We start from the raw sequence: 25813 nt of genomic DNA on the forward strand, positions 1-25813 counted from the left end.
CCAACCGTGTTTTTCGACGTCCGTATAGTCGATAGCATCTACGCCATAAGCGAGCAAAGGATTTTGCGCACATGATGAGAAAGCGAAGAATTCTGGGTGGAAGTACTTTTGCCGGGCTCGGTTCACGCCTGGACAGTAGATTGGCTGAACATATGATGCGGTCGCACTCCGCCAATCACACGGAGCAGTTGCCCACTAGCACTGTTGAAACCGCCGCTGGCTCAATCCGACTGTATGACTCGGGAAAGAGCGCGAAACCCTCGGTGATCATGGTCCCGGATGGCCCCAACGTCATTGAGCACTGCGCCCCTTTGATCCGACTGCTTGAGTCCAAGGTGCGTGTTATATGTTTCGACATGCCGGGCTTCGGTTATTCGATCCCGGCCACTTCGCACTTGCATTCATTGAACCAAGGCGCACAACTCATACTGAGCGTGATGGATAGCCTCGGGATTGGCAGCGCCACCTTGGCATTTAGCTGCGCGAACGGATTTTATGCATTGAATGCGGCAAGGATGGAACCGGCCCGCGTCACCAGCTTGATGCTATCGCAGACACCTTCGCTGGTGGCCATGCATGCCTGGGTCGGGAGGATCATTCCGCGACCGCTGCTCATCCCGATAGTCGGTCAGATCGCGACCTGGCTGTTCCGCAGAAAGCTCATTACACGTTGGTATCCCGCCGCGCTTCCGCGTACAGCCAACGTATCCAGTTTTAGGGAGCGTGCACTGGATGCCATATCTCACGGCGCGTGCTTCTGCCTTGCAGGTGTGGTTCAAGGCCTCACCCGAGAAGCAATGCCACCCATGGACGACATGAAAACCCCTTGCACGATGGTCTGGGGCGGCGGCGACCCATCACACACAGTGACCGATCCACTATCGCTGCTTCATTTGGTTCCCCACGCTAAAGTCATCACGTTCAAAGACTGCGGGCATTTTCCCGACATTGAAAGGCACACCCGCTTTAGCGCGCTTCTTCTGGAACAAGTGATGCGCTACGCGTGACACTGACTCGAAGTTTCCGCCATGGTCTCGGGGTGCCTCTCCGTGTACTGGCATGTCATCCCGAGGTCGGCAATTTAGCCGCCATCATGTAGCGATGAGCACGCACGCCCCGCACACCGCCGAGATGGATCGGCTTCCGAGTGGACCCACGCCTACCCGCGCGAACTGGCCGCCTTCCCGCTGCCCAGCCTGCACTTCCAGAAGTACTGGTCACCGGTGGCCCGCGTGGACAACGTCTACGGCGACAAGAATGTGTTCTGCAGCTGCGTGCCGGTGGAAGCGTTCAAGGGCGAGATCGAAGCCTTCAGCGAACCGAACGTGGCGTAACGCGCTCCGGTATCGATGCATCAAAAAAGGGCCCCGCAAGGGGCCCTTTTTCATGCGCCCCGTAGCCCGGATGGAGCGCAGCGGGAATCCGGGGATGGCCGTGCGGAAACACAGCTCGCACTCGCTGACTCACCGGTTGTGTGAATGACACATCCCGGATTCCCGCTGCGCTCCATCCGGGCCACAGGATCTGGACAACGTTGTCAGAAAAGTCCTACGCCAATCTGAGAGACGTCCAGACGTCTGAATCGGTCTAGACGCATCGCAGCATTGCGTCACATCACCTCCTGGCCATGTACACACGGCTATTCGCAAAAAATCACGCCAAAAGACGCTGCATTGCGCCACATAAACGGGCTTTCCCGCTGATGACATCCGCGTTTCATTTTCCCTACGGCCGTCACAGTTTGGCGTGTCCGATGGAGACAACGTTGTCATGAAAGGACAAGCAGATGACATGGCCACGGCACCGGCACGCCGCGGCAGGCAGGGATGCCGACCACAGGGGACCACGCCACGGACGACGGCCGTTCGCCACGGATACCTTCCGCTTTAGTCACGCAACACAACCCGGAGATCCTTCCATGCGCTTGAAGAACTCGGTTGTCTGGCTACGCACCGCCCTCAACGCCATCGGCACCACCGCCGGTGGCGCCATGGCCATGAGCCTGTTGACGTTTGCCCCCATGCAGGCCGCACACGCGCAGGCCACCTGCGCTGCTGCGTGGAGTGCCACGGCCGTCTATACCGGCGGCATGACGGCCAGCGAGAACGGAACCAACTACGTCGCCAACTGGTGGACACAGGGCAATGACCCGGCCACCAACAATGGCGGATCGGGCTCGGGCCAACCGTGGACCTCGCAGGGCGCGTGCACGGGCGGCTCGTCCGGTGGCGGCAGCACCGGTGGTGGCGGCACCACGGGCGGCGGCACGACCGGGGGTGGCACGACCAATCCGCCGGGCACGGGTTCCAGCCTGCTGTTCAGCCCGTACAAGGACGTCACCATCAACCTCAACTGGAACACCGACACGATGCAGACCGCCGCAGCGACGGGCTCGTCGATTCCGGTGGTAGGCAGCGGCAGTCTCAAGTCCAACTACGTCACCAACCTCGGCGCCATTACCCTGGCCTTCGCCACGGGTGAATGCGGCAGCGAAAACTGGGGTGGCGTCGCCGGTGCCAGCTTCGCCAGCGCCAACATTCCAGCGCTGTCCGCCGCGGGCGTGCAGTACGTCGTTTCCACGGGTGGCCAGGCCGGCAGCTTTACCTGCGGCAGCACCGCGAATTTCGCCACCTTCCTGTCGCGCTACATGTCGCCGCAAATGGTGGGCGTAGACTTCGACATTGAAGGCGGCCAGTCGCAGGCCACCATCAACAATCTTGTCGCCGCGGCGGTGTACGGCCAGTCGCTGTATCCCAACCTGCGCTTCTCCTTCACGCTTGCCACGCTTGGCGCGTCCGATGGCAGCTACGGTGGCGTGAACAGCCTGGGCGACATGGTGGTGCAGGCGATCAAGGCGTCGTCGCTCACCAACTACACCATCAACCTGATGACGATGGATTACGGCTCCTCCGCTGCCTCTTACCTGTGCGTGGTCTCGGGCAGCAGCTGCGACATGGGCCAGTCGGCCATCCAGGCAGCGATCAACCTCGAACACACCTACGGCATTTCGCCCAACAAGATCGAGCTCACGCCGATGATCGGCATGAACGATGCCACGAGTGAGAATTTCAGCATCGCCAACGCCGACACCATCACCAGCTATGCCGTCGCCAACGGCCTTGCGGGGATCCACTTCTGGTCGCTTGACCGCGACACGCCGTGCAGCCAGAGCTATGCCTCGGCCACCTGCAATTCCGTGCCCAGCAGCACGCCACTGCAGTACACCAAGCGTTTCCTCAGCGATCTGGGAAGGTAAGCCGGGTACCTGACGCTGCTTACCTTTCACCTGACCACGGGCGCTGCGCAACGCAGCGCCCGTTTTCTTTGTACGTGCGGCCATCCGCACTGCGCGCATCCGTCGCCGATCTATTGCACACTCACGTCCGGAGTCGCACACAAGGACGCGGCTCCGCCCTTCCTTTGCCGCCAGTGACGCACATCATGCAAGGACCCGCACCCTTCCCCGCTCCGCCGCCGATTCCCGCGCCCTCCACGCCGGCAGCGCCGAAGCCGCGCCGCGCGTTTCCACTCTGGCTGGGCGTCGCGCTGGGTGTGGTCCTTGGCGTGGTGCTCATGGTCGGCGGCTTTGCCTGGTGGGGCTGGAACCTGTTCGAAGACCAGGCCACCGCCGCCATGAACGCGCACCCGGTGATCCAGCGCTGCATCGGCACGATCGAACACACCTCGCTGGACCTCAGCGCCACCGGCGACGACCCGCGTGACGACGCCTTCGGCTTCCGCGTGCGCGGCACGCGCGGCTCGGGCTTGGTGATCGCCGTATTCACCACCGCCGATGCCGACAATGAAGCAATGGAAGACGGCGAGCTGCGCCTGGACAACGGCAAGACCATCAGGCTCGTCAGCGACGAGGATGACGACGATGACCACGACCCCGGGCAGGATTGCGCCTAAGAAAAAAGGCCCCGCTGAGCGGGGCCTTTTCCGTTCCGGCCAGTGTATCTAGCGGCGAGGCATCAACCGTTCTTCGACAGCCACGCATCCACGTCCGGCAGGCGTTCGTTGCGCACCATGATGCGGTACTTCACGTTGGCCACGGCGGTTTCGGCGTCGCGACGCGAACCCGCATCGAGGTACTGGTTCGCATAGGCGTTGATCTTGTCGACCATGGCCGGGTTGAACGAACTGCTGCCGAGCGCCGGGTAGTAACGGCTGTGCGAGCTGCTGTCGACCAGCTTGTCGACCTGCTCGCGGTGCGCCAGGGCGAAATCGAAACCCAGTTCCGGATGCTGGCGCGACACGCTGCTGATCATGCCCGCGCTGTTGGTGGCACCCGGCTCGTCGGTGAGGGCCAGATCCAGCGCGCGCTGGGCCAGTGCCTGGTCCTGGGCGGAAGCCAGCAGGCCGTACAGGCGATCCTTCACCAGCGGCGTCTTCTCGGCCTTGGCTTCGGCGTGCAGCTTGTCCCAGGTGGCGGCATCCGCGTGACGTGCCACTACAGCAAGGATGGTCTTGCGCAGCGCTGCGGGCACGGCCTTGGGATCGGTCGCCTGTGCTGCGTAGCGACGACGCGCTTCAGCCACCACGGCCTGATCGTCCAACCCCGACAGCACCGAGATCAGGTGCGTGCGCAGGATGGTGGTCGGCACGCTTTCGCCCGGCTTGGCTTCCCAGCCCACGCGCTGGAACACCGGATCGAGCTGCTTGACCGCGAAGGCACGAAACGCGGCCTGGCGCTTCGCATCACCGCGGTAATAAGCATCCAGGCCCGACAGGTCGCCGGCCATCTCGTCCCAGATCTGCGGATCGGCATCCACCGGCGTGGCCTTGGCCAGGTCGAGGATGTCCGACGCCGGACGCAGGCCTGCCATGCCCAGCGCCCAGGTGTCACCCATCACGCCCATCTGGTCGATCGGCGCAATCTTGGCGAAGTCCTTCTTGATCGCGGCGAACTGCGCCGGCGTGTAGAGCGTGCGGTAGTAACCGGTCTGCCCGGCGTTCACCAGCAGCGTGCCGCAACCCGGCACGGTCAACGTGGCCTCACCATCGACAACGGCGCTCACCGCCTTGCCGCCAGCTGCCTGCGCAATGACTGGCACATGCCAACGCAGCGGCTGCTTGTCCGGGCGATCGCGGGTGAACTCGCCCTGGGTCAGCTTGATCGTGGTGGTGTGTTTGCTGCACGTGCTCGTTTCCACGCGGATCAGCGGGATGCCCGGCTGCAGCGTGAAGTCGTGCGCGATGGTGGTGATCTGCTTGCCCGGCGCCGCTTCATCCATCGAACGCCACAGGTCGTCGGACACCGCATTGCCGTAGGCGTGGGCCTTGATGTAATCGCGCACGCCGGTGCGCCAGGTGTCTTCGCCCACATAGGCTTCGAGCATGCGGATCACCGACTCACCCTTCGAGTAGGTAATGGCATCGAAGGCCTGGCTGGCCTGATCCACCGTTTCAATGTGCTGCACCACCGGATGCGTGGTCGCCACGGCGTCGCGGGCCATGGCCGTTTCGCGCGAACCCACGCCGTCACCCAGCTTGGTGTTCCATTCCGGATGCAGGCGCGCGGTGGTGCGCGAGGCCATCCACGAGGCGAAGCCCTCGTTGAGCCACAGGTCGTCCCACCAGCGCATGGTCACCAGGTCACCGAACCACTGGTGCGCCATTTCGTGCGCGGCGGTGCCGAACACGTTCTGCTTGTCCTGCAGCGTGGAGATGGACGGGTCCAGCAGCAAGGCATATTCGAAGGTGTAGATGGCGCCCCAGTTCTCCATCGCGGAGAAGAACTGGCTGCTGCCGGGCGAAGCCACGTTGTCCAGCTTGGGCAGCGGGAACTTCGTGCCGAAGTAGTCGTTGTATTCCTTCAGCACCGCCTTGCCCGATTCCAGCGTGAAGGCACCCTGCGCGGAGAGGCCCTTCTGCGTGATTACGCCGATCTCGGTGCCGTCTTCGCTGGTGGTGACGCGGTCGAAATCACCGGCGCCAAAGAACAGCAGGTAGGTCGACATCTTCGGCGACGACTGGAACGTCACCTGGCTCAGGCCATGGCCCACGTCCTTCTTCGAGGCCACCGGCATGTTGCTCACGGCCATCTGCTCGGACGGCACCGTGGCGGTGAGGTCGAATGTCGCCTTGTAATTGGGCTCATCCCACGACGGGATGAAGCGGCGCGCGTCGGAGTTCTCGAACTGCGTGTACACCGCGCGCTTCTTGCCGTCCTTGCTGTCGTAATCGATGGCGAACAGGCCGTTGGCCTGCGTGCCGATCTTGCCGGTGTAGCTCATGGCCAGCTTGTAGCTGCCGGCGGGAACGGGCTTGTCGAAGGTGAACGTGGCGGTCTGCGCCTTGTCGTCCACCGCCACCTTGGCCTTGAACGTGCCCTTGCCCGTGGCCGGCGCCAGCGTCACCGCCGAGAAGCGCAGGTCGATGGCGTTGAGCGTGATGCTGCGCGTGGCTTCCAGCACGTCCACGTCCACCACCACCTTGCCGTCGAAGCTCAGCGTGGAGGCGTGCGGCACCACCGAGACGTCATAGTGGGTCGGGCGCACGTCGCGCGGAAGCTGCGTGGGCGCCTGCGCCGAAGCGGGCGCATCCAGCGCGATGGCGGAACCGACGGACGAGAGGCCAGCCAAAGCCAGCGCAATGGCGGAAGCCAAGCGAATTCGCATGTTTTATCCCCAGTTTGACGAGGCCGGTGCGGCCCGTGTTGACGCGTATCTGGTCGATGGTGCTGTGTGAGGGCCGACGCTGGTATGGCCCGGAAGTCATGGTGCGGCCGGGCATCCAGTGCCCTTGCCGATCGAAGCGAACCACCCCGCACTCCCCTTCGTCCACAAAAAAGCCCCGCAACGCGGGGCTCTTCTGTGGTTACCGCTCAGGATCGAAAGATCACGCGAACGGATGATCCAGCACGATGGTGTCATCGCGGTCGGCGCCGGTGGCGACGAGCGACAGCTTGCAGCCGGAGAGCTCTTCCACCGCGCGCAGGTAGGCGCGGGCGGCGGCGGGCAGCTTGTCCCACTCGCGGATGCCGGCGGTGGACTCTTCCCAGCCCGGGAACTCCAGGTACACCGGCTTGCACTCGGCCCAGCCGTCCGCGTCCAGCGGAGCCAGTTCGCGGCGCTTGCCACGGTATTCGTACGCGATGCAGACCTTGATGCTCGGCAGGCCGTCGAGCACGTCGAGCTTGGTGATGGCCAGGCCGTTGATGCCGTTGATCTGCACGGCGCGCTTGAGCGCGACCAGGTCGATCCAGCCGCAGCGACGCGGACGACCGGTGCTGGCGCCGAACTCGTTGCCGACCTTGCGCAGGCGCTCGCCCATCTCGTCTTCGAGCTCGGTCGGGAACGGACCGCCGCCCACGCGCGTGGCGTACGCCTTGCAGATGCCCAGCACGTAGTCGATGTCGTTCGCGCCCACGCCGGTACCGGCCAGTGCACCGCCGACGGTGGTGTTGGACGAGGTGACGTACGGATAGGTGCCGTGGTCGATGTCGAGCAGCGCGCCCTGGGCGCCTTCATACAGGATATGGCCGCCTTCCTTGCGCACGTCGTGCAGGATGGTGGCGACGTCGTCGACCATCGGGCGGATGAATTCGCCATAGGCCAGCGCATCGTCCAGCACCGTCTGGAAGTCGACCGGCTCGGCCTTCAGCCACTGGGTGAGGATGAAGTTGTGGTATTCCACGGCCGCCTTGATCTTCTCGGGCAGTTCGTGCGGGTACATCAGGTCGGCCACGCGCACGCTGCGGCGGGCCACCTTGTCTTCGTAGGCCGGGCCGATGCCGCGGCCGGTGGTGCCGATGGCACTCTTGCCGGCGGCCACTTCGCGCGCCTTATCGACGGCAATGTGGTACGGCATGATCAGCGGGGTCGCCGGGCTGATCTTCAGGCGCGAACGCACTTCCACGCCCTGCGCTTCCAGCTCCTCGATTTCCTGCTTGAGCGCCTGCGGCGACAGCACCACGCCGTTGCCGATCAGGCACAGCGCGTCGTCGCGCAGGATGCCCGACGGGATCAGGTGCAACACGGTCTTCTTGCCGCCGATGACCAGCGTGTGGCCGGCATTGTGGCCGCCCTGGAATCGAGCGACGGCTTTGACCTCTTCGGTCAGCAGGTCGACGATCTTGCCCTTGCCTTCGTCGCCCCACTGCGCGCCAAGGATGACTACTGACTTGCCCATGATGATCTTGCTCTCGTCAATTTGAAGAATCGGGTGCCCCGAAGGGGCGACATGAGGGTGGCTATCCTCGCCCGTCATTCCAGCGGAAGCCGGAATCCAGCGCCTTCAGTCGCTGGGCCCCTGCCTTGGCCGGGACGGCGGTGAGGAAACCAGGTTGTTCTCGATGGATTGAACGGCCCATCCACCGCATTAACTCAATGAACCAGTTGCAATGCCGCCAGGCCGACGATGATGGCCACGGCGCCACACACGCGCAGCGCCCGCGGGCTGAGCTTCACCGCCTCGCGCATGGTGGCTTGCCAGCCGCGCGGCATGGCGAACAGCACCAGCCCTTCGATCACCAGCACCAGGCACAACGCGCCGGCCAATTCACTGGACATCGCCTGTCACCACTCAGTGACGCGACGACGTGCCGTCGTTGAAATACTTCAGGAACTCCGAATCGGGCTTGAGTACCAGCACGCCCTTGCCGTCCTTGAAGGAGGTACGGTACGCGGACAAGCTTCGATAAAACGCGAAGAACTCCGGATCCTGCCCATAGGCCTGCGCGTAGATCGCGGCCGCCTGGGCATCGCCCTCGCCCTTCACCTTGGCCGCATCACGCTCGGCTTCGGCCTTGACCACCTGCGCCTGGCGATCGGCATCAGCCTTGATCGTCTCGGCAGCCTGCTGGCCGGTGTAGCGCAGTTCGTTGGCCAGCTGGGCGCGTTCGGCGCGCATGCGCTTGTAGACCGACTCGCTCACTTCATCCGGCAGATCAATGCGCTTGATACGCACGTCGATCACGGCAATGCCCAGGCTCTTGCCGGCGGCAGCGTCGGTCTGCTTGCGCACGCGCTCGGTGACGTCCTTGCGGCCAGCCGAGACCAGCTCCTGCAGGGTGCGACCGTTGAACTCGAAGCGCAGCGCATCCTTCACGATGGGCGTGAGTCGGTTGGCCGCCTGCAGCTCGTCGCCAGCGGTGGCGCGGTAATAGGCGGCGTTGTCGGCAATGCGCCACTTCACGTAGAAGTCGACGTTGACGCTCTTCTTTTCCGAGGTGAAGTAACGCTCGGGCGGCGCTTCCAGGGTGAGGATGCGGTTGTCGAACGTCATCACCTGCTGGATGAACGGGATCTTCGCGTGCAGGCCGGGCTGGTCGCCGGTGCGCACGATGCGGCCGAACTGCAGCACCAGCGCGGTCTGGCCTTCGTGCACCACGAACAGGCTGTTGAAGCCGAGCAGCACGATCAGCACGGCAAGAATGGCGGAGGCGAACTTCATGGCTGCTTCTCCTTGCCGCCGCCGAGGCTGCTGTCGCTGCCCGCCGATTGCATCACCGAACCCACGCCCTGCACTTCTTTGCCGCTGGCACGGTCAAGCGGCAGGTAGATCATGTTGCGACCGCCGGAGCCGTCCAGCACCTTGGGATTGTTCGACATCACGTCCTCGACCGTTTCCAGCCACAGGCGGCGACGTGTCACGTCCGGCGCGCCCTTGTATTCCTTGAGGATCAGGTTGAAGCGGGAAGCATCGCCCGTGGCGGTGGCCACGCGCGCCGCGGCATAACCCTGCGCTTCGGCGGCAATGCGCGCGGCATCGCCGCGGGCCACCGGCACGACCTGGCTGGCGTAGGCGCGCGCGTTGTTCTCGGTACCCTGCTTGTCTTCGCGGGCGGCGTTGACGTCGTCGAAGGCGTCCTTCACTTCCTGCGGAGGCGCGACGTTCTGGAAGCTCACGTCGGTGACCATGAGGCCGGAGTCATACTCGTCCAGCGTGGACTGCAGGATTTCTCGCGTCTGCTGCTGCAGCGTGTCGCGGGTCTGGGCCTTGGCCGAAGCAGCCACGGCGCTGGGCGCGGGGCTGGCCACGGCCGGTGCGGACGAAGCCGGCGCCGCGCTGCTGGCCGGTGCCGGGGCAGCGGCGGCCGCCACGGCCTCGGTACCCTGGCTGGTCAGGATGTTGTCCATCACGTTGGCGCCCACCACCGTGCGCACAGCGGCTTCGGCGGCCTGGCGCAGCGTGTCTTCCGGCGGACCGCTCAGCGAGAAGAGGAACTTGCGGGCATCGGACACCTGGTACTGCACGTTGAAGTCGACCGAGATGATGTTCTCGTCGCTGGTCAGCATGCGCACCTTGTCAGACACCGAACGGATTTCGGTGGTGCCGACCTTGGTGACGGTTTCAATGGGGCTGGGCGCCTTCAGGTGAAAGCCCGGCTGCAGCGTACGGGCGTACTTGCCGAAGCGAAGCACCACGCCGGCCTGGCGGGCATCCACGATGGTGAAGCTGCTCATGCCGACCCATACGATGACGAAGGCCAGCAGGATGGTGAAGACGCCGCCGGCGCCGCCACCCAGCTTGCCGAAGCGGCCACGCAGCTGCTTGAGCATGTCCTCCAGCCCCGGCTTGTTACCAGGCTGGCGATTCCTGTTCCACGGATCACGCTGCCCGTTACCGGGTTCGTTCCAGGCCATGGTCAGTCTCCTTGAGGCCGCTGGGAGGCCGGCTGCATTGGCCGGAAATCGCTTTGAACGGGTTGGGACATGGTCTCGGGTGCTTGTCGTGGCAAGTGTGCCGTCCAGGCCCTGATGGCCGCACAAACGCCGTCCATTCTACCAGACCCGCGCGACGTTTCCGCATGGGTCCGGGCCGTTCCTGCAGGAGCGCATCAGGCGCTCGCTGGACCTGCAGGGCCTGCCGCCAAGGCGGACGGGGCGCCTGCAGGGCCCGCCATTACAGCATTTCCGCCTCTTCGACGGAGCCAAGGATGCCCCGCAGCAGGGCCGCTTCGGCCGCACTGCCACCGCTCAGCGGCGCAATGACGCTGCGCGGCGCATCGATATTCAGGCGCCAGCCGTCCTCATCCACCTCTTCGCCGACGATGGCGCCGGCCGCCTTGAGGCGGGCATGCAGGCGCCCGGCCGAATGCGGCAGCCGCAGTTCGGACTGAACGCGGTCACCGCCAAGCAGTTCACCCAGCGCCTGGCGCAGCAGATCCAGGCCCTGCCCGCTTGCCGCCGACAGCCACACCGTGGTCGGGCGCCCTTCGGCATCGCGGTCGATGCGCGGCTCCACGCCAGCCAGGTCGATCTTGTTCATCACGCGCAGCTGCGGCAGGTCGCCTGCGTCAATCTCCTCGAGCACACCATCCACCACGCGGGCCAGGCGTTCGCGCTCTTCGTCGGCGGCGTCGCTTACATGCAGCAGCAGGTCGGCGTCGCGCGCCTCCGCCAGGGTGCCGCGGAAGGCCGCGACCAGGTCATGCGGCAACTCGCGGATGAAACCCACGGTGTCGGCCAGCACGGCCGGGCCGCAGGAAAGCCCGTCCAGCTTGCGGACGGTGGGGTCCAGCGTGGCGAACAACAGGTCCGCAGCGAACACTTCGCCCTCGGTCAACACGTTGAACAAGGTCGACTTGCCGGCGTTCGTATAGCCCACCAGCGCCACCCTCGGCACCGTGTTGCGCAGGCGCGCGCGACGCTGCTGCACGCGCTGGGTCTGCACCTTTTCCAGGCGCTTGGTAAGCATCTTCACCCGCTCGGCGAGCAGGCGGCGGTCGGTTTCCAGCTGGGTTTCACCCGGACCGCGGTTGCCGATGGCACCGCCGCGCTGGGCGTCAAGGTGGGTCCAGCCTCGCACCAGGCGGGTGGCCAGGTGCTTGAGCTGGGCCAGCTCCACCTCGAGCTTGCCTTCGTGCGAACGGGCGCGCTGGGCGAAGATGTCCAGGATCAGCCCGGCGCGATCCACCACGCGGATGCCGAGATGCTTTTCGAGGTTGCGCTCCTGCACGGGCGTGAGCAGGTGATCGATCAGGACCAGGTCGGCGCCCATGGCACGGGCGGCCTCGGCGACCTCGTCGGCCTTGCCGGTACCGATGTAATAGCGGGGATTGGGCACGTCGACGCGCGCCGTAATGCTGCCGAGGATCTCGGCGCCAGCCGAACGGACCAGCTCGGCGAATTCTTCGGCGCGACGCTCCGCATCGCCGGTGCCGCGGGAATGCGGCAGGACCAACAGGGCGCGTTCGCCTTTCTTTTGACGATCAAACACGTGGGCGGAAAAACCTCTATGGAGACGCCGCGCCGTGGACCCTTGCGGGCCCACGGCGCGAATCGGAGTGGAAAGTGTATGTGGACTTGCCCCTGGCCGCTAAGTGCAGCCCCAGAGCACCTCCCTCACTCTTACTCAGATGGGTCGACCACCCCGGTGAATCAAGCTTCAGGTTCGCCAGGGCCCGCGCCCTCGTGACCATCGTGGCCATTGCCGACGCGGACGTTGCGGCTGGGCACCACGGTGGAGATGGCGTGCTTGTAGACCATCTGGCTCACCTGGTTGCGCAGCAGGACCACGAACTGATCGAAGGACTCGATCGTGCCCTGCAGCTTGATGCCATTCACCAGGTAGATGGCGACCGGAATGCGCTCGCGGCGCAGTGCATTGAGAAATGGATCTTGCAACGATTGCCCTTTGGACATTTTTTGTTCTCCCCTCGCATCGGACGGACCGGGATAAAAGACGCTTGACGCGCCCCGGTCCAAGGCCGAGGAATATTAACCACTTTTAAATCGTTGATGAAAGAGCAAATGCACGCTTTCTTCAGGTGTGAAAAAGGTGTTTAGAAAACTGCAGCGAACACTATTCTCCCGCGCCGACGAACAACGCCATCGCATCCTCGGCGATACGCGTGATATCGGGCTTTTCCGGGTCGATCACCCGCGCATCGAGCTCACTGCGCAGCCAGGTGATCTGCCGCTTGGCCAGCTGCCGGGTGGCAAAGATGCCGCGATCGCGAAAATCTGCGGCGCTCGTTTGGCCATCCAGATGCTCCCAGGCCTGGCGATAGCCCACGGCCCGGATGGCCGGAAGGTCGGCATGCAGGTCGCCGCGCGCCTTGAGTGTGCGGACCTCGTCCAGAAACCCGTCCTTGAGCATGGCGTCGAAGCGCTGGGCGATCCGGGCATGCAGCGGGGCGCGGTCCGCCGGCACCAGCGCCAGCTTCAGCACACGCCAGGGAAAAGGCTCGCCACTGCCGCCGCTTTGCTGCTCTGACAGAGGGCGACCGGTGAGCTCGATGACTTCCAGGGCGCGCTGGATGCGCTGCGCATCATTGGGGCCAATGCGCCCCGCCGCGACCGGGTCGCGCTGTCGCAGGCGTTCGTGCAAGGCCGGCCATCCTTCCGAGGCGGCCTGCCCGGAGAGGCGCTCGCGGATGGCCGGGTCGGCCTCGGGCAGCTGCGAAAGCCCGCGCTGCAGGGCGCGGAAATACAGGCCCGTGCCGCCGACCAGCAACGGCACCTTTCCCCGCGCGGTGATGTCCTGCATGGCCGCCACCGCGTCGCCGCGGAAATCCGCCGCCGAATACGGCTCGGCCGGGTCGCGGATATCGATCAGCCGATGCGGGTAACGCGCCAGCGTTGCCGCGTCGGGTTTGGCCGACCCAATATCCAGGCCGCGATAGACCAGGGCCGAATCGACGCTGACCAGCTCCACGGGAAAGCCGTCGCCCAGTGCACAGGCAAGCGCCGTCTTGCCCGACGCGGTCGGGCCCATGAGGAATACGGCAAGCGGGCGCTGATCGATAGGCATCCTGCCATTCTACCGGCGAACCGAGACCTCACTGTAGGAGCGCACTTGGGCGCGACCGTGGCGACGGGACGTGCCGCGGTCGCGCCCACGTGCGCTCCTACAGGAACAGTTCCGGCGCGTCAGGCGTAGAACTCCACCTTGCCGCCCACCAGGTGATACATCGAGCCGACGATCTTGATCTTGCCGTCCTTCTCCAGCCCGGCAAGCACGTCGCTGCGATGGCGGATCTCGTCCACGGTGCGGCGCACATTGGTGGCTGCCACGGCGTCCACGAAGTCATCGTTCTTGCTGGTGCGCTCACCACTGAACTGGGTGGCATCCACGGCGGGCCTGATCTTGTCGAGCAGACCAGTGAGGTTGCCGAGCTTGGCGCCGTCGATCGCACCCTTGATGGCGCCGCAGGCGGTATGCCCCATCACCAGCACCACCTTGGAGCCGGCAATGGCGCAGGCAAATTCCAGGCTGCCCAGCAGGTCGTCGTTGGCGATGTTGCCAGCCACGCGCGCGGTAAAGGTTTCGCCGATGCCGGTGTCCAGGATGATCTCGGCCGGTGCGCGCGAGTCGATGCAGCCCAGGATCACTGCGGCCGGGTATTGGCCGCTGGCGCTCGCCCGCTTCTGCGCCAGATAGTCATGGCCCTGCATCTTGCCGGCACGAAAACGCTCGTTGCCTTCCCTGAGCAGGGTGATCACCTGGTCCGGGGTCATGGCATCGCGTTGTTCTTTCGTCAGGGCTGCGGCCTGCGCGAGCCCGGGTAACAGCCACGAGGCACCGCCGACGGCGGCGAAGGCACCCGCTCCCAGTGCCGACGCCAGCCACGTGCGCCGCGAACCATCCACTGCGTTCCCGCAGCAGCCCTCATGCTGATCGTTCATGGCGCCCCCAAAGCGTTGCGGAGCGAATACTCCGCGCCCGGAGGGATGAAACCGGCGTGAACCCATACGGCCGGATAACCCATTGTAGGAGCGCACCCTGTGCGCGACCGCGGCGCCTGGCCGATACCGCTCCGTCAGGCTGTCGCGCACAGGGTGCGCTCCTACAGAAGGAGCGCGGAGCGTCAGCGCGCCGGCACGCCCATTTCCTTCAGCAGCTGCGGCGCCGGATAGACCTTGTCCATCAACCAGCGCATGTAACGCAGGTCGACGTGGATGGCGCGCTTGTAGCGAGGGTCGAACATCCAGCTGGCGCTCACCGCCTCCCAGTTGCTGTCGAAATTGAGGCCCACCAGTTCGCCCTTGGCGTTGAGCACCGGCGACCCGGAGTTGCCACCGGTGGTATCCAGGTTGCTCAGGAAATCGACCGGCATGGCGCCGGACTTCGTATCGACGTAGTCACCGTAGTCGCCCTTGGCGATGGCGTCGAGCAAGGGACCGGGCGCGTCAAATGGTGCGGCGCCGGTGTTCTTTTCGACGATGCCGGCCGTGGTGGTGAGCGGTTCGTATTGCACGGCATCGCGTGCCTTGAGCGGCGTGACCTTGCCGTAACTCACGCGCAGCGTGGCGTTGGCGTCGGGATAAACGGCCCTGCCCTGTTTCTCACGGTACGCAATGAGCGCGTCCATGTACGCCGGACGCAGGCGCAGCAGATCACCTTCACGCGACTTGCGTTCGTCTTCCACCCGCAGCAACGCGGGCATCAACTGCGAGGCAAGCGACAAGAGTGCATCGTCCGACGCGTTGACCGCCGCAGGATCTGCCTTCAACCACGCCAGTCGCTGAGATTCGTCACCAAGATGGCTGGCGCCATAGACCTGGTCGAGCTTGTGCGCCAAGGACTCCGGAGTGCGCCCGAAGGCGGCATCGAATTCCTGCAGGCGCTGCGCATCCGGCAGTTGCTGGTAGCGAAGCAGCAATGCGGTGAGCAGCCGCTTCTCGATGCGCGCGTCGTAGCGGCGCTGCACCTGGCGCAACGTGCCGGCGATAAGGTCCTCGTCACGCGCCTGATAACCCGATTCGCGATGCGCATCGGGGCGGCCGCGCTCGTGCGCCAGCCGTTGCAGCATGATCGCCGAGCGCATCAGCTGCGTCTGCGACTGCAACAGCGTCAGCAGCAGATCGCGTTCGCGCGTGGCGCTGGCGGCGGCAATCAGTTGCTTGACCTCGTCGATCTGCGGTCGCAACCCGCCCGCCTGCGGCTGGTCTGCCAGCCACGCCATCATCGCGTCTTCGTCCTTGTGCCGGACGGCCACGGCATCACTGCGCCTTAGCCCATCCAGTTCGCCCTGGTAGCGCTTGATGTTGTTCTTCAACGACTGCAGTTGCGAGGCATAACGGATCGCCGCCTGCCGGTCGTCGCTGCCCGTGTCCTCGATGATGTGCTGCAACTGCTGCATCACCTGCACCGTGGTCGGCAGCCGCCACTGCACCTGATCAGCGAATTCGGCTGCCGTGCGATGGCGATAAGTCACGCCCGGATAACCGGCCAGCATCACGAAATCCCCTTCATGCACGCCTTCGCGTGCCACCTGCAGATGGGCCGGCGGGTGGTAAGGCACATTGTCCTTGGCATAGTCCGCCGGCTTGCCGTCCGGCCCCACGTAGGCACGCAGCAGGGTGAAATCACCCGCGTGGCGGGGCCACACGAAGTTGTCCACTTCGTCGCCGTAATTGCCGATGGCGCGCGGTGGCGCGTAGACCAGTCGCACATCGCGCAGCTCGAGCTGTTTCACCAGATAGAAATCGCGGCCGTAGAACATGTTGACCACGCTGCAGCGCACGCCTGGCTCGCGCTCGCATTCGGCCACCAGCGACTTGCTGATCGCGTCCACGGCATCGAAGTAGGCACGCCCGGTCTTGCCCTTGGCGGCGGCAAGCACTGTGTCGCTGACCTTGTCGAAGCCGGTGGTGACGCGCAGGCGGAAATCCGGATTCGCCGGCAGTTCCTCGCTACGTGCATGCGAGACGAAACCGTTCTGGATCAGGTCGCGCTGCGCATTGCTGTTGTACTGGATCACGCCGAAGGCCACGTGGTGGTTGGTCAGCACCAGGCCGTCGTCACTGATGAAGGAGCCCGTGGCCCCTCCCACCTTCACCACCGCATTGAGCGGCGCACGCGTCAGGTCCGCCAGATCGCCCGGGTTGCCCTGGAAGCCCGCCTCGCGCAGCTGCTTGCCGATGGTCGGCAACTGCGAGGGCATCCACATGCCTTCGTCAGCCTGCGCAGCCGGAGCGAACATCATGGCCATGGCCAGTCCCATCTTCTTCAAGCGCATTGGTGACACTCATTAAATCGCAACAACTTGCGACATTAAAACGGAACGGCCCTGACCGTAACGCTGCATTGCACACCTCAGCAACGAAAACCCCTGCGCCGGCATGCCGGCGCCGATGCCCGCAGCACTCAGGCGACGGGCATCGGCGTGCATCATCGGCAGGACTGCCCGGCCGGCGGCGGCAGCGCCAGGAACACCGTGCTCCACAACTGCGCCGCGTTGGATTCGTCCTCGTGCGCGCCTTCCGCGCCGAAGGGTTCGATGCGGTAATGGCCGTTGACATACGACCATGACCACAGCTCCGACGTGCGCATGGAGCCTGCGGCGCAGATGCCCTTCCACAGTTCGGTCTGCGCAGCTTCCACGTGCGTGCGGGTGGTCGCCGCCAGGTCATCACGCGCCAGCTGGCGCTTGAGGCCTGCCGCCATGATGGCCTGCTGCCAGGCCCACACCACCGTGCCGTGGTAGGCACTGTTGCCGAAGCGCGGCCACACGTCCTTGCCGGCATACGCGGGGTTGGCCACCACCATGCCCACGTCCGTCATCAGGCCCGCCGGGAACGGGCGCATCAGGCTGCTCACGCGGCGATCCAGCACGGCAGCATCCGGCCGGCCGAACAACAGGCGGAAGCCTTCGTCCGAGTGCAGCACCGGAATCGGGTGGCCCTGCGCATCGAGTGAAATAGCCGGGAATTCCAGCGCGGAATCGCCCAGCGCCTTGAGCGCCGATGCATCCGATACGCCGATCTGGGTGGCGTAATCACGCACCTGCTGCGCGGCCTGCTCGTTGTTCAGCTGCACGGAGAACAGCGCGCTGGCGTGCTGCTCCCACTCGCCGGCACTGTTGGCAGCAGCGCGCAGGCGCTCGCGCTGGGCGGGCGTGGTGTAGTCGGTCAGCAGGCCAGCGTCGAGGAACTGGCCGATGGCCCGCAACGCGGCCGGCATCCAGACGGCATTGACGTCGTAGGGATAGCGACCGCGGCCGATGCCTTCGTTGCTGTCGCGCCACTGCCCCACCGGGGCATTGGGCTTGAGCGATATCAAGTTGGCATACACCGGCTTGCGTGCGAACGCTTCGCTGCTGCCGGCGACAAATAACAGGTTGCGCACCAGCGCATCGCCTTGGCGCTGCCCGTTGAGCTTGCCGGACAGGAACGCGCGGGCGCCCTCGCGGCCGCGCGGATCATCCAGCAGCCAGGCCGCGGCCACCGGCGGCAACATGTAGTCGTCGTCCACCATCACATAGTCATAGATGGGATCGGCCGACGGCTTGCCCTGCTCCTTGAGGTGCTGCAGCACGGCGAACTCGCCGATGCCCTCTTCGTGCGCGACTTGTCCGTCGGAGGAAAGGCGCGCCAGCACCGAACCGATGCCGGCATCCACGGCTGCCGGCTGCAGCACCGGCATCAGCAGGCGCAGCGACATCAGCGTATCGCGCCCGAAATAAGTGTCGAAGCGCCAGGAGCCGGCGAGGAATTTCTCGCGATAGCTCAGGAACTGCAGGGCATCACGGCTGCGCTTGTCGTTCTGCGCGTTGTCGTTGAGCAGGTGGGTGAACGGCGTCAGCGGGGTCTCGCCGGTGCTGGCCTCGATGCGCAGGTGCACGGCCTCGCCGGCGTGATCCGGATGCAGCACGATGTGGCCGTCCTCGCGCACGAAGCGACCATCCTTGGCGGTCAGCGCCATGGCATAGCCCGGGGCACCATCCAGGCGCGGGCGCTGCCAGCGCACGGAGCGTTCGGTCAGCTCGGGCTGGGCGACGATCTTCGGCGTGGCGGCGACCTGCTCGGCGTAGCCCTGGCCCAGCTGGTAGTCGCGAAGTACGCGGATGCTGCCCAGCACGGCGTCCTTGATCACCAGGGTGTCGCCGGTGACGCTGGCCTGGGCGGCGATGCCGTGCCAGGGGTGGCCATCCACCGTATAGGTCTGGCCGGTGACCGGACCCAGCGTCCAGCGCACCCGGGTCACGGTAGGCTCGAACCAGATGCCGGCGCCGCTGTCCCCGGCCGGAAAGGCCACCAGGATGCGCGGCTTGTCACCCGAATTGAGCAGCAGATGGGCGGCCACGTCGCCGCTCTGGAAGAACGCGTTCTCGATGCCCCCTTCGGTAATGCGGAACTGCAGCGGCGCCTTGGCGCCCTGCTCCGGCGCCTGCCCGGCCCATGCGGCCGGCAGCACCGCCAGACCCATGGCCAGCGCCAGCGCCCGCCACCGATAACCCCGCCCCGCCATGCCGACTGCCCGGCCCATCGTGTTCAAACGCATTCGCCTGCTCCGTTCAGTCGCGCACAATTTTGCGACAGTACAAAGCAAGGCCCCTGAACGGCAACGTTGCAGTGCACGAAGCCGCCGCCCCACCGGCCTTCTATAATGTCGGTTTCCCCAGCCCTGCCCCACGGAAACCCCATGCCTCAGATGATGAAAGCCCTGGTCAAGCGCAATCCCGAACAGGGCATCTGGATGGAAGAAGTGCCCGTCCCCGAGGTCGGCCCCAATGAGGTGCTGATCAAGATGGAAAAGACCGCCATCTGCGGCACCGACCTGCACATCTACAAGTGGGACGACTGGTCCCAGCGCACCATCAAGCCCGGCCTGACCATCGGCCATGAGTTCGTCGGCCGCATCGTGGAGATCGGCCCCGGCGTGACCGGCTACAAGATTGGCGACCGCGTCTCGGCCGAAGGCCACATTGTGTGCGGCCACTGCCGCAACTGCCGTGCCGGCCGCCAGCACCTGTGCCCGAACACCGTGGGCATCGGCGTGAATCGCAACGGCGCGTTCGCCGAATACATGACCATGCCGGCCTCGAACCTGTGGCCGATTCCGGACCAGATCCCGTCCGAACTGGCTGCCTTCTTCGACCCCTACGGCAATGCCGCGCACTGCGCGCTGGAGTTCGACCTGATCGGCGAAGACGTGCTGATCACCGGCGCCGGCCCCATCGGCATCATCGCCGCGGGCATCGCCAAGCACGTGGGCGCGCGTAACGTCGTCGTCACGGACATCAACGACTACCGCCTCAAGCTGGCCGCCGACATGGGCGCCACCCGCGTGGTCAACGTCGCCAACCAGTCGCTGAAGGACGTGATGAAGGACCTTCACATGGAAGGTTTCGACGTGGGCCTGGAAATGAGCGGCAACCCGCGCGCCTTCAACGACATGCTCGACTGCATGTACCACGGTGGCAAGGTGGCCCTGCTCGGCATCATGCCCAAGGGCGCCGGCATCGACTGGGACAAGGTGATCTTCAAGGGCCTTACCCTGCAGGGCATCTACGGCCGTCGCATGTACGAGACCTGGTACAAGATGACCCAGATGGTGCTCACGGGCTTCCCGCTGCAGAAGGTGCTCACCCACCAGATCCACATCGACGACTTCCAGAAGGGCTTCGACCTGATGGATGCCGGCAAGTGCGGCAAGGTCGTCTGCTCCTGGAGCTGAGCGAATCCTGTCACACCCTGGATTTCTGCTTGAGAAATCCGACCTGAAATCTCGGCCGCCCTAGTACACTCGCGCTCAGGGCGGCCGACAGAATCGCTGGGATTGTGAAGGTGCACGGCCCAAGGGCCCTGCACGGTCGGCACGCGATGTCATGGGAGCATCGTGATGGCGGGCCTTTTCAGCAATCCACGTCTGGCCGCAGGACGCGACCGCGCCCTGGCCATCGCCAAGTCACACCGCACGCGCAAGATCACGCTGATCGTTGCCATCGTGGTGGTCGTGTTCGGCCTGCTCGGCTTCCTGGCCGCGCCAGGCATCATCCGCAGCCAGATCGAGAAGCGCGCCAGCGCCGCACTGGAACGCCCCGTTACCCTGGGCGCGGTGCATCTCAATCCGTACACACTGCGGCTGCAGCTCGACCAGCTGCACATTGCCGACCATGACGGCAAATCACCTTTCGTCGACATTGATCAAGCCGTGATCAACGCATCGTGGGGTTCGGTGTTCCGCCTGAAGCCGGTGCTGGATGAACTCTCCGTGCAGCATCCGCGCATCCGCATCGTGCGCACGGGTGACCAGCGCTTCAACTTCAGCGACATCATCGACCGCATCAACGCCACGCCGTCCGATCCGAACGCCGCGCCCACGCGCTACTCGCTTTCGAACATCAGCGTGCACAACGGCGACATCCAGTTCGAGGATGAAGCGCTGAAGACGAAGCACCAGGTGCAGAACCTGGAGCTGGGCATTCCGTTCATCGCCAACCTGCCCAGCGACACCGACGTGTTCGTGCAGCCGCTGCTGTCGATGAAGGTGGACGGCAGCCCCCTGCGCGTGGACGGCCACGCCAAACCCTTCGCGGACAATCGTGAGTCGACCGTCGACTTCCATCTCGACCGGCTCGATCTTGCCCGTTACATCGGTTACGCCCCCACCACGCTACCGGTCACGATCCCCAAGGGCCTGCTCAGTGGCGACCTGACCCTGCATTTCGTGCAGGCCAAGTCGTCGCCGCAGGTGCAACTCACCGGCAAGCTGCAGCTGGACGACTTTGCCCTCAACAGCAGCGACGGCCAGGCGATCGTGGGCCTGGGCAAGGCCACGGCGGATCTGGCCGATGTCCAGCCACTGGCATCGCGCTATGTGATCGGCACGCTCGCGCTCGAACAGGCTCACCTGTACTACACGTCCACGGCGGACGGCCGCAGCAACTTCGACACGCTGACGGCAGCACCGGCGAAACCCGCGACGGAAGCGAAAGCCCAGCCGATGGACCTGCGCATCCATGCGTTGACGCTGGCCAACAGCGCCATCCATTACGGCAGTGCCACCGGCAAGATCGACCTGACCAACCTGCACGGTGGCCTGCAGGGACTGAGCATGCTGGCCGCCCCACCGGCGAAGCTGGACGTCACCGCGCAGATGTTTGGCGGTGAGCTCGGCCTGAACGGCACGGTGGATCTTGCCAAGGACAAGCTGGTCGCCGCGCTCAACGTCAAGCAGGTCGACCTGGCACCGCTGCAGGCGGCCACCTATCAGGGCCTGGCCGCGCGCGTGACCAAGGGCAAGCTGGACCAGACCGGTCAGCTCGAGGTGAACTGGGGCAAGCCGTTCAACGTGAATCTGGCCAAGTCCAAGGCCACAGTCACCGACTTCGCCATGGAACCCCAGTTCAAGGGTCACAACGCACCGGTGGCGTGGACCCGCATGGAGGCGGAGATCAACCAGATCGACCTTGCCTCGCAGCAAGCCCAGCTCGGCACGGTCACGGCGACGGGCCTGAACCTGGACGTGCAGCGCAACAGCAACAAGTACATCAGCCTGGTCGATCTGTTCGCCGCCAAGGACGCCCCGGCAAAGAAGGCTTCCGCGAAGAAGGGCGACGACACCAGCGCGCCGTGGCACTGGAGCGTCGCCCACCTGGCGCTCGACAAGGCGGCCATCGTCTTTACCGATCTGGCCGCCGGCGACAAGCCGGTGAAGATCAAGATCGACTCCCTCAGCGGCGGCATGGACAACCTGAGCGACAAGCTCAACGAGCCGCGCGCGATGAAGTTGTCGGGTAACGTCGACAAGGGCAGCTTCACGGCCAATGGCAAGGTGCAGCCCGTACCGGCAGTTGCCGACATCCAGCTGGACACCAAGCGCCTGGACATCGCCACCTTCCAGCCGTACATCAGCGTGCCGCTGAACGTGACCATTTCCAGCGCGCGCATCAGCAGCACCGGCAAGGTGCACTACGACGGTCGTAGTGCGGACCCGAAGCTGACTTACAAGGGCAACGCCGCACTGGAACAGGTGCGTATCCAGGACAAGCTCACGGGCGATGACTTCCTGCGCTGGCGCACGCTGAGTGGTTCCAGCCTTGACGTGTCCTACGGCTACGGCCCGCCGCGCATGCACGTGGCGAACCTGGTGCTTACCTCGTTCTATGCGCGCATGATCGTCAATGCCAACGGCACGTTGAACCTGTCGGAGGTCGTGGCCAACCCCGAAGCGGCACCGGTATCGGTGACCCGCACCGAGAGTGAGCAGCCCGCCGGTGCCGCCACGCCGGCGCCGGCAAAACCCGCTCCGGCCCCGCCGCAGGCTCCTGCCGCAACGTCGACGGCGAAGTCGCAGGTGGCTGCTGCGCCTGCGCCGGCCTCTTCGGCCCCCGCGGCACCGCCGGCCGATATTCGCATCGGTGGCATCACCCTGCTCAACGGCCAGCTCAACTACACCGACAACTTCATCAAGCCGAACTACACCGCCAACATGACCAAGCTCACCGGCAAGATCGGTGCGTTTGGCACCACGCCGGGCGACCCGCCGGCCGATCTGGCGGTGCAGGCGGCGTTGAACGATGACTCGCCGATCGACATCGACGGCACCATCAATCCGCTCCAGCCCGTGGCCTTCCTCGACATCAAGGGCAAGGCGAACGATGTGGAGTTGACCGGCATGAGCGCGTACTCCACCAAGTACACCGGCTACCCGATCACCGCGGGCAAGCTGACGATGGACGTCCACTACATGCTGGACCAGCGCAAGCTCAATGCCGACAACCACATCTTCATCACCCAGCTGACCTTTGGTGATCGCGACGAGAGCCCGGGCGTGAAGCACCTGCCGGTGAAGCTCGCAGTGGCCTTGCTCAAGGACACCAACGGCAACATCGACGTGAACGTGCCGGTGTCCGGTTCGCTGGACGATCCGCAGTTCAGCATGGGCAGCCTGATCTGGCACGCGCTGGGCAACCTCATCGCCAAGGCCGCCACGGCGCCCTTCCGCCTGTTGGGCGCGGCATTCGGCGGTGGCAATCACGAGGACCTGGGCTACGTGGAGTTCGATCCCGGCTCGGCCGTGCTCGACAAGGCGGCGCAGGAACGGCTCGGCAAGATCGTGGCGATGCTCAACCAGAAGGCATCGCTCAACCTCGACATCATCGGCCGCGTGGATCCGTCGAAGGATCAGGATGGCCTGCGCAAGGTCACCGTGGACACCATGGTGCGCAAGCAGAAGGTGCTGGACCAGGAAGGCAAGAACGCCGACACCTCCGATGCCGCCCTCGCCGCCGTCAACGTCACGCCGGATGAATACGAGAAGTACCTCAAGCGTGCGTACAAGGACGACGACTTCAAGGACAAGCCGAAGAATTTCATCGGCCTGAAGAAGTCACTCGAACCGGACGACATGCGCAGCCTGATGGAGACCAACGTGGCCGTGGACGATGCCGCCATGCGCGACCTGGCGCAGCGCCGCGCCGCTGCTGTGGCGACCTGGCTCAAGGGCAAGCTCGACGACAAGCGCTACGCCATCAAGGATCCGAAGCTCGACACCAAGGGCATCGACGACAAGGGCAAGACGACGCGCGTGGAGTTTGGCTTGCATCAGGGGTGAGCGGAGGCAGAGGCAGCCTCAATGCCAAAGCCATACGCTCGCGAAGCCCCGCCTTGGCCGTCATTCCGGCGCAGGCTGGAATCCAGTGGCACCCGTTTTCGGTTTTCGTCGGGAGTCCGGCGACGCTCTGCAGGTCCAGTGTGGCGCATGGCCATAACCTCACCCTGACGCCACTGGATTCCGGCCTGCGCCGGAATGACGGGCTTGGGGCGTACGGCCAGCACCGCGCCCTTCCTTCCCAGCCAGCCCCCGAGGGGTCAAAATAGCCTTTTGACCCAGCTGGAATTTCCCCATGAACTACCCCGGCCAGTCGCGCTTCGCCAGCGAACTCGAATCGATCCGTGAGCAGGGCCTGTTCAAGGCCGAGCGCATCATCACCTCGCCGCAGTCGGCCAAGATCCGCCTCGACAGCGGCAAGGAAGTGCTCAATTTCTGCGCCAACAATTACCTGGGGCTGGCCGACCACCCTGACGTGATCCAGGCGGCGAAGGACGCGCTGGATACCCATGGCTTCGGCATGGCCTCGGTGCGCTTCATCTGTGGCACCCAGGACCTGCACAAGGAACTGGAAAAGAAGATCGCCGAATTCTTCGGCACCGAAGACACCATCCTCTACGCCGCCTGCTTCGACGCCAACGGTGGCCTGTTCGAGCCCCTGCTGGGTGAGGAAGACGCGATCATTTCCGACGCGCTCAATCATGCCTCCATCATCGACGGCATCCGCCTGTGCAAGGCCAAGCGCTTCCGCTACGCCAACTGCGACATGGCCGATCTGGAAAAGCAGTTGCAGGCCGCCGACGCCGCCGGCGCCCGCACCAAGCTGATCACCACCGATGGCGCGTTCTCGATGGACGGCTTCATCGCGCCGCTGGACGAGATCACCGCACTCGCCGAGAAGTACAACGCACTGGTGCACATCGACGAATGCCATTGCACCGGCTTCCTTGGCGACACCGGCCGTGGTTCGGCCGAAGTGAAGGGCGTGCTCAACAAGATCAACATCATCACCGGCACGCTGGGCAAGGCCCTCGGCGGCGCGCTCGGCGGCTTCACCACCGGTCCGCGCGAAGTGATCGAAATGCTGCGCCAGCGCTCGCGCCCGTACCTGTTCTCCAACTCCCTGCCGCCGCACGTGGTCGCTGCCGGCATCAAGGTGTTCGACATGCTCGCCGCCGCCGACGACCTGCGCGACCAGGTCAAGGCCAACACGGCCTACTTCCGCGACGAGATGACCAAGGCCGGCTTCGACATCAAGCCGGGCGTGCACCCCATCGTGCCGGTCATGATCTACGACGCGAAGAAGGCTCAGACCATGGCGTCCGAACTGCTCGACGAAGGCATCTATGTCACCGGCTTCTTCTACCCGGTGGTGCCGCAGGGCCAGGCGCGCATCCGCACGCAGATGAGCGCCGCGCACACGCGCGAGCACCTTGACCAGGCCATTGCCGCCTTTACCAAGGTGGGCAAGAAGCTGGGCGTGATCTGATAGACATCGCATCGGCTTGCCTTACGGCAAGTCGATGCGTCTCTTTCTTGTAGGAGCGCACGTGTGCGCGATCGGAGCGCAATGGCGCAA

At 64.9% G+C, this 25813-nt stretch carries 17 protein-coding genes and 1 pseudogene; 7 read left to right on the forward strand and 11 right to left on the reverse strand.

The features are described 5' to 3' along the window. The first annotated feature begins 71 nt into the window (after positions 1 to 71). The 4 genes and pseudogenes from H8F01_RS02065 to H8F01_RS02080 all read left to right on the forward strand — a co-directional run bounded on the left by H8F01_RS02065 (position 72) and on the right by H8F01_RS02080 (position 3912). Positions 72 to 1007 (forward strand): alpha/beta fold hydrolase, encoded by a 936-nt coding sequence (locus H8F01_RS02065; RefSeq protein ID WP_222615713.1) that lies wholly within the window; start codon positions 72 to 74, stop codon positions 1005 to 1007. 103 nt (positions 1008 to 1110) lie between these two features. Beyond that, positions 1111 to 1334, forward strand: a pseudogene (locus H8F01_RS22005) (hypothetical protein); the annotation flags it as partial. 584 nt (positions 1335 to 1918) lie between these two features. Then, positions 1919 to 3256: a carbohydrate-binding protein gene (locus tag H8F01_RS02075; RefSeq protein ID WP_187057437.1), complete on the forward strand. Its 1338-nt coding sequence runs from the start codon at positions 1919 to 1921 to the stop codon at positions 3254 to 3256. Positions 3257 to 3441: 185 nt separating this feature from the next. Next, positions 3442 to 3912: a hypothetical protein gene (locus H8F01_RS02080; RefSeq protein WP_187057438.1), complete on the forward strand. Its 471-nt coding sequence runs from the start codon at positions 3442 to 3444 to the stop codon at positions 3910 to 3912. Between the two features lie 62 nt (positions 3913 to 3974). Here H8F01_RS02080 and H8F01_RS02085 read toward each other — a convergent pair whose 3' ends face one another. The 11 genes from H8F01_RS02085 to H8F01_RS02135 form a co-directional block, all read right to left on the reverse strand. After that, complete coding sequence (locus H8F01_RS02085; RefSeq protein ID WP_187057439.1) at positions 3975 to 6623, reverse strand: M1 family metallopeptidase; 2649 nt, start codon at positions 6621 to 6623, stop codon at positions 3975 to 3977. Between the two features lie 220 nt (positions 6624 to 6843). After that, positions 6844 to 8136, reverse strand: a complete 1293-nt coding sequence (locus H8F01_RS02090; protein WP_187057440.1) for an adenylosuccinate synthase — start codon at positions 8134 to 8136, stop codon at positions 6844 to 6846. Between the two features lie 194 nt (positions 8137 to 8330). Beyond that, on the reverse strand, positions 8331 to 8516 hold the full coding sequence (locus H8F01_RS02095; protein WP_187057441.1) for a DUF2065 domain-containing protein: 186 nt from the start codon (positions 8514 to 8516) through the stop codon (positions 8331 to 8333). Between the two features lie 13 nt (positions 8517 to 8529). Further along, entirely contained in the window at positions 8530 to 9399 is an 870-nt protein-coding gene (gene hflC, locus H8F01_RS02100) for a protease modulator HflC (protein WP_187057442.1), read from the reverse strand. After that, positions 9396 to 10592, reverse strand: coding sequence for an FtsH protease activity modulator HflK (gene hflK, locus H8F01_RS02105; RefSeq protein ID WP_187057443.1), 1197 nt, complete (start codon positions 10590 to 10592; stop codon positions 9396 to 9398). Before hflK ends, hflC begins: the two co-directional genes overlap by 4 nt. 259 nt (positions 10593 to 10851) lie before the next feature. Then, entirely contained in the window at positions 10852 to 12168 is a 1317-nt protein-coding gene (hflX, locus tag H8F01_RS02110) for a ribosome rescue GTPase HflX (RefSeq protein ID WP_187057444.1), read from the reverse strand. 161 nt (positions 12169 to 12329) lie between these two features. Further along, complete coding sequence (gene hfq / locus H8F01_RS02115) at positions 12330 to 12593, reverse strand: RNA chaperone Hfq (protein WP_187057445.1); 264 nt, start codon at positions 12591 to 12593, stop codon at positions 12330 to 12332. Between the two features lie 160 nt (positions 12594 to 12753). Beyond that, the gene (gene miaA / locus H8F01_RS02120; protein ID WP_187057446.1) at positions 12754 to 13704 is read right to left on the reverse strand and encodes a tRNA (adenosine(37)-N6)-dimethylallyltransferase MiaA; all 951 of its coding nucleotides are present in this window, start codon (positions 13702 to 13704) and stop codon (positions 12754 to 12756) included. Positions 13705 to 13823: 119 nt separating this feature from the next. After that, complete coding sequence (locus H8F01_RS02125) at positions 13824 to 14579, reverse strand: carbonic anhydrase family protein (protein ID WP_187057447.1); 756 nt, start codon at positions 14577 to 14579, stop codon at positions 13824 to 13826. 182 nt (positions 14580 to 14761) lie between these two features. Next, on the reverse strand, positions 14762 to 16915 hold the full coding sequence (locus H8F01_RS02130; protein WP_187057448.1) for a S46 family peptidase: 2154 nt from the start codon (positions 16913 to 16915) through the stop codon (positions 14762 to 14764). A gap of 152 nt (positions 16916 to 17067) precedes the next feature. Then, on the reverse strand, positions 17068 to 19179 hold the full coding sequence (locus H8F01_RS02135) for a hypothetical protein (protein ID WP_238481113.1): 2112 nt from the start codon (positions 19177 to 19179) through the stop codon (positions 17068 to 17070). Between the two features lie 141 nt (positions 19180 to 19320). On the opposite strand from H8F01_RS02135, the gene tdh reads away from it, so the two are divergent. The 3 genes from tdh (at position 19321) to kbl (ending at position 25723) form a co-directional block, all read left to right on the forward strand. Then, entirely contained in the window at positions 19321 to 20355 is a 1035-nt protein-coding gene (tdh, locus tag H8F01_RS02140) for an L-threonine 3-dehydrogenase (RefSeq protein WP_187057449.1), read from the forward strand. A gap of 165 nt (positions 20356 to 20520) precedes the next feature. Further along, positions 20521 to 24237, forward strand: coding sequence for a DUF748 domain-containing protein (locus H8F01_RS02145; RefSeq protein ID WP_187057450.1), 3717 nt, complete (start codon positions 20521 to 20523; stop codon positions 24235 to 24237). 292 nt (positions 24238 to 24529) lie between these two features. Then, positions 24530 to 25723: a glycine C-acetyltransferase gene (kbl, locus tag H8F01_RS02150; RefSeq protein ID WP_187057451.1), complete on the forward strand. Its 1194-nt coding sequence runs from the start codon at positions 24530 to 24532 to the stop codon at positions 25721 to 25723. Positions 25724 to 25813: the final 90 nt, after the last annotated feature.

Source organism: Dyella telluris, assembly GCF_014297575.1.
GTDB lineage: Bacteria > Pseudomonadota > Gammaproteobacteria > Xanthomonadales > Rhodanobacteraceae > Dyella > Dyella telluris.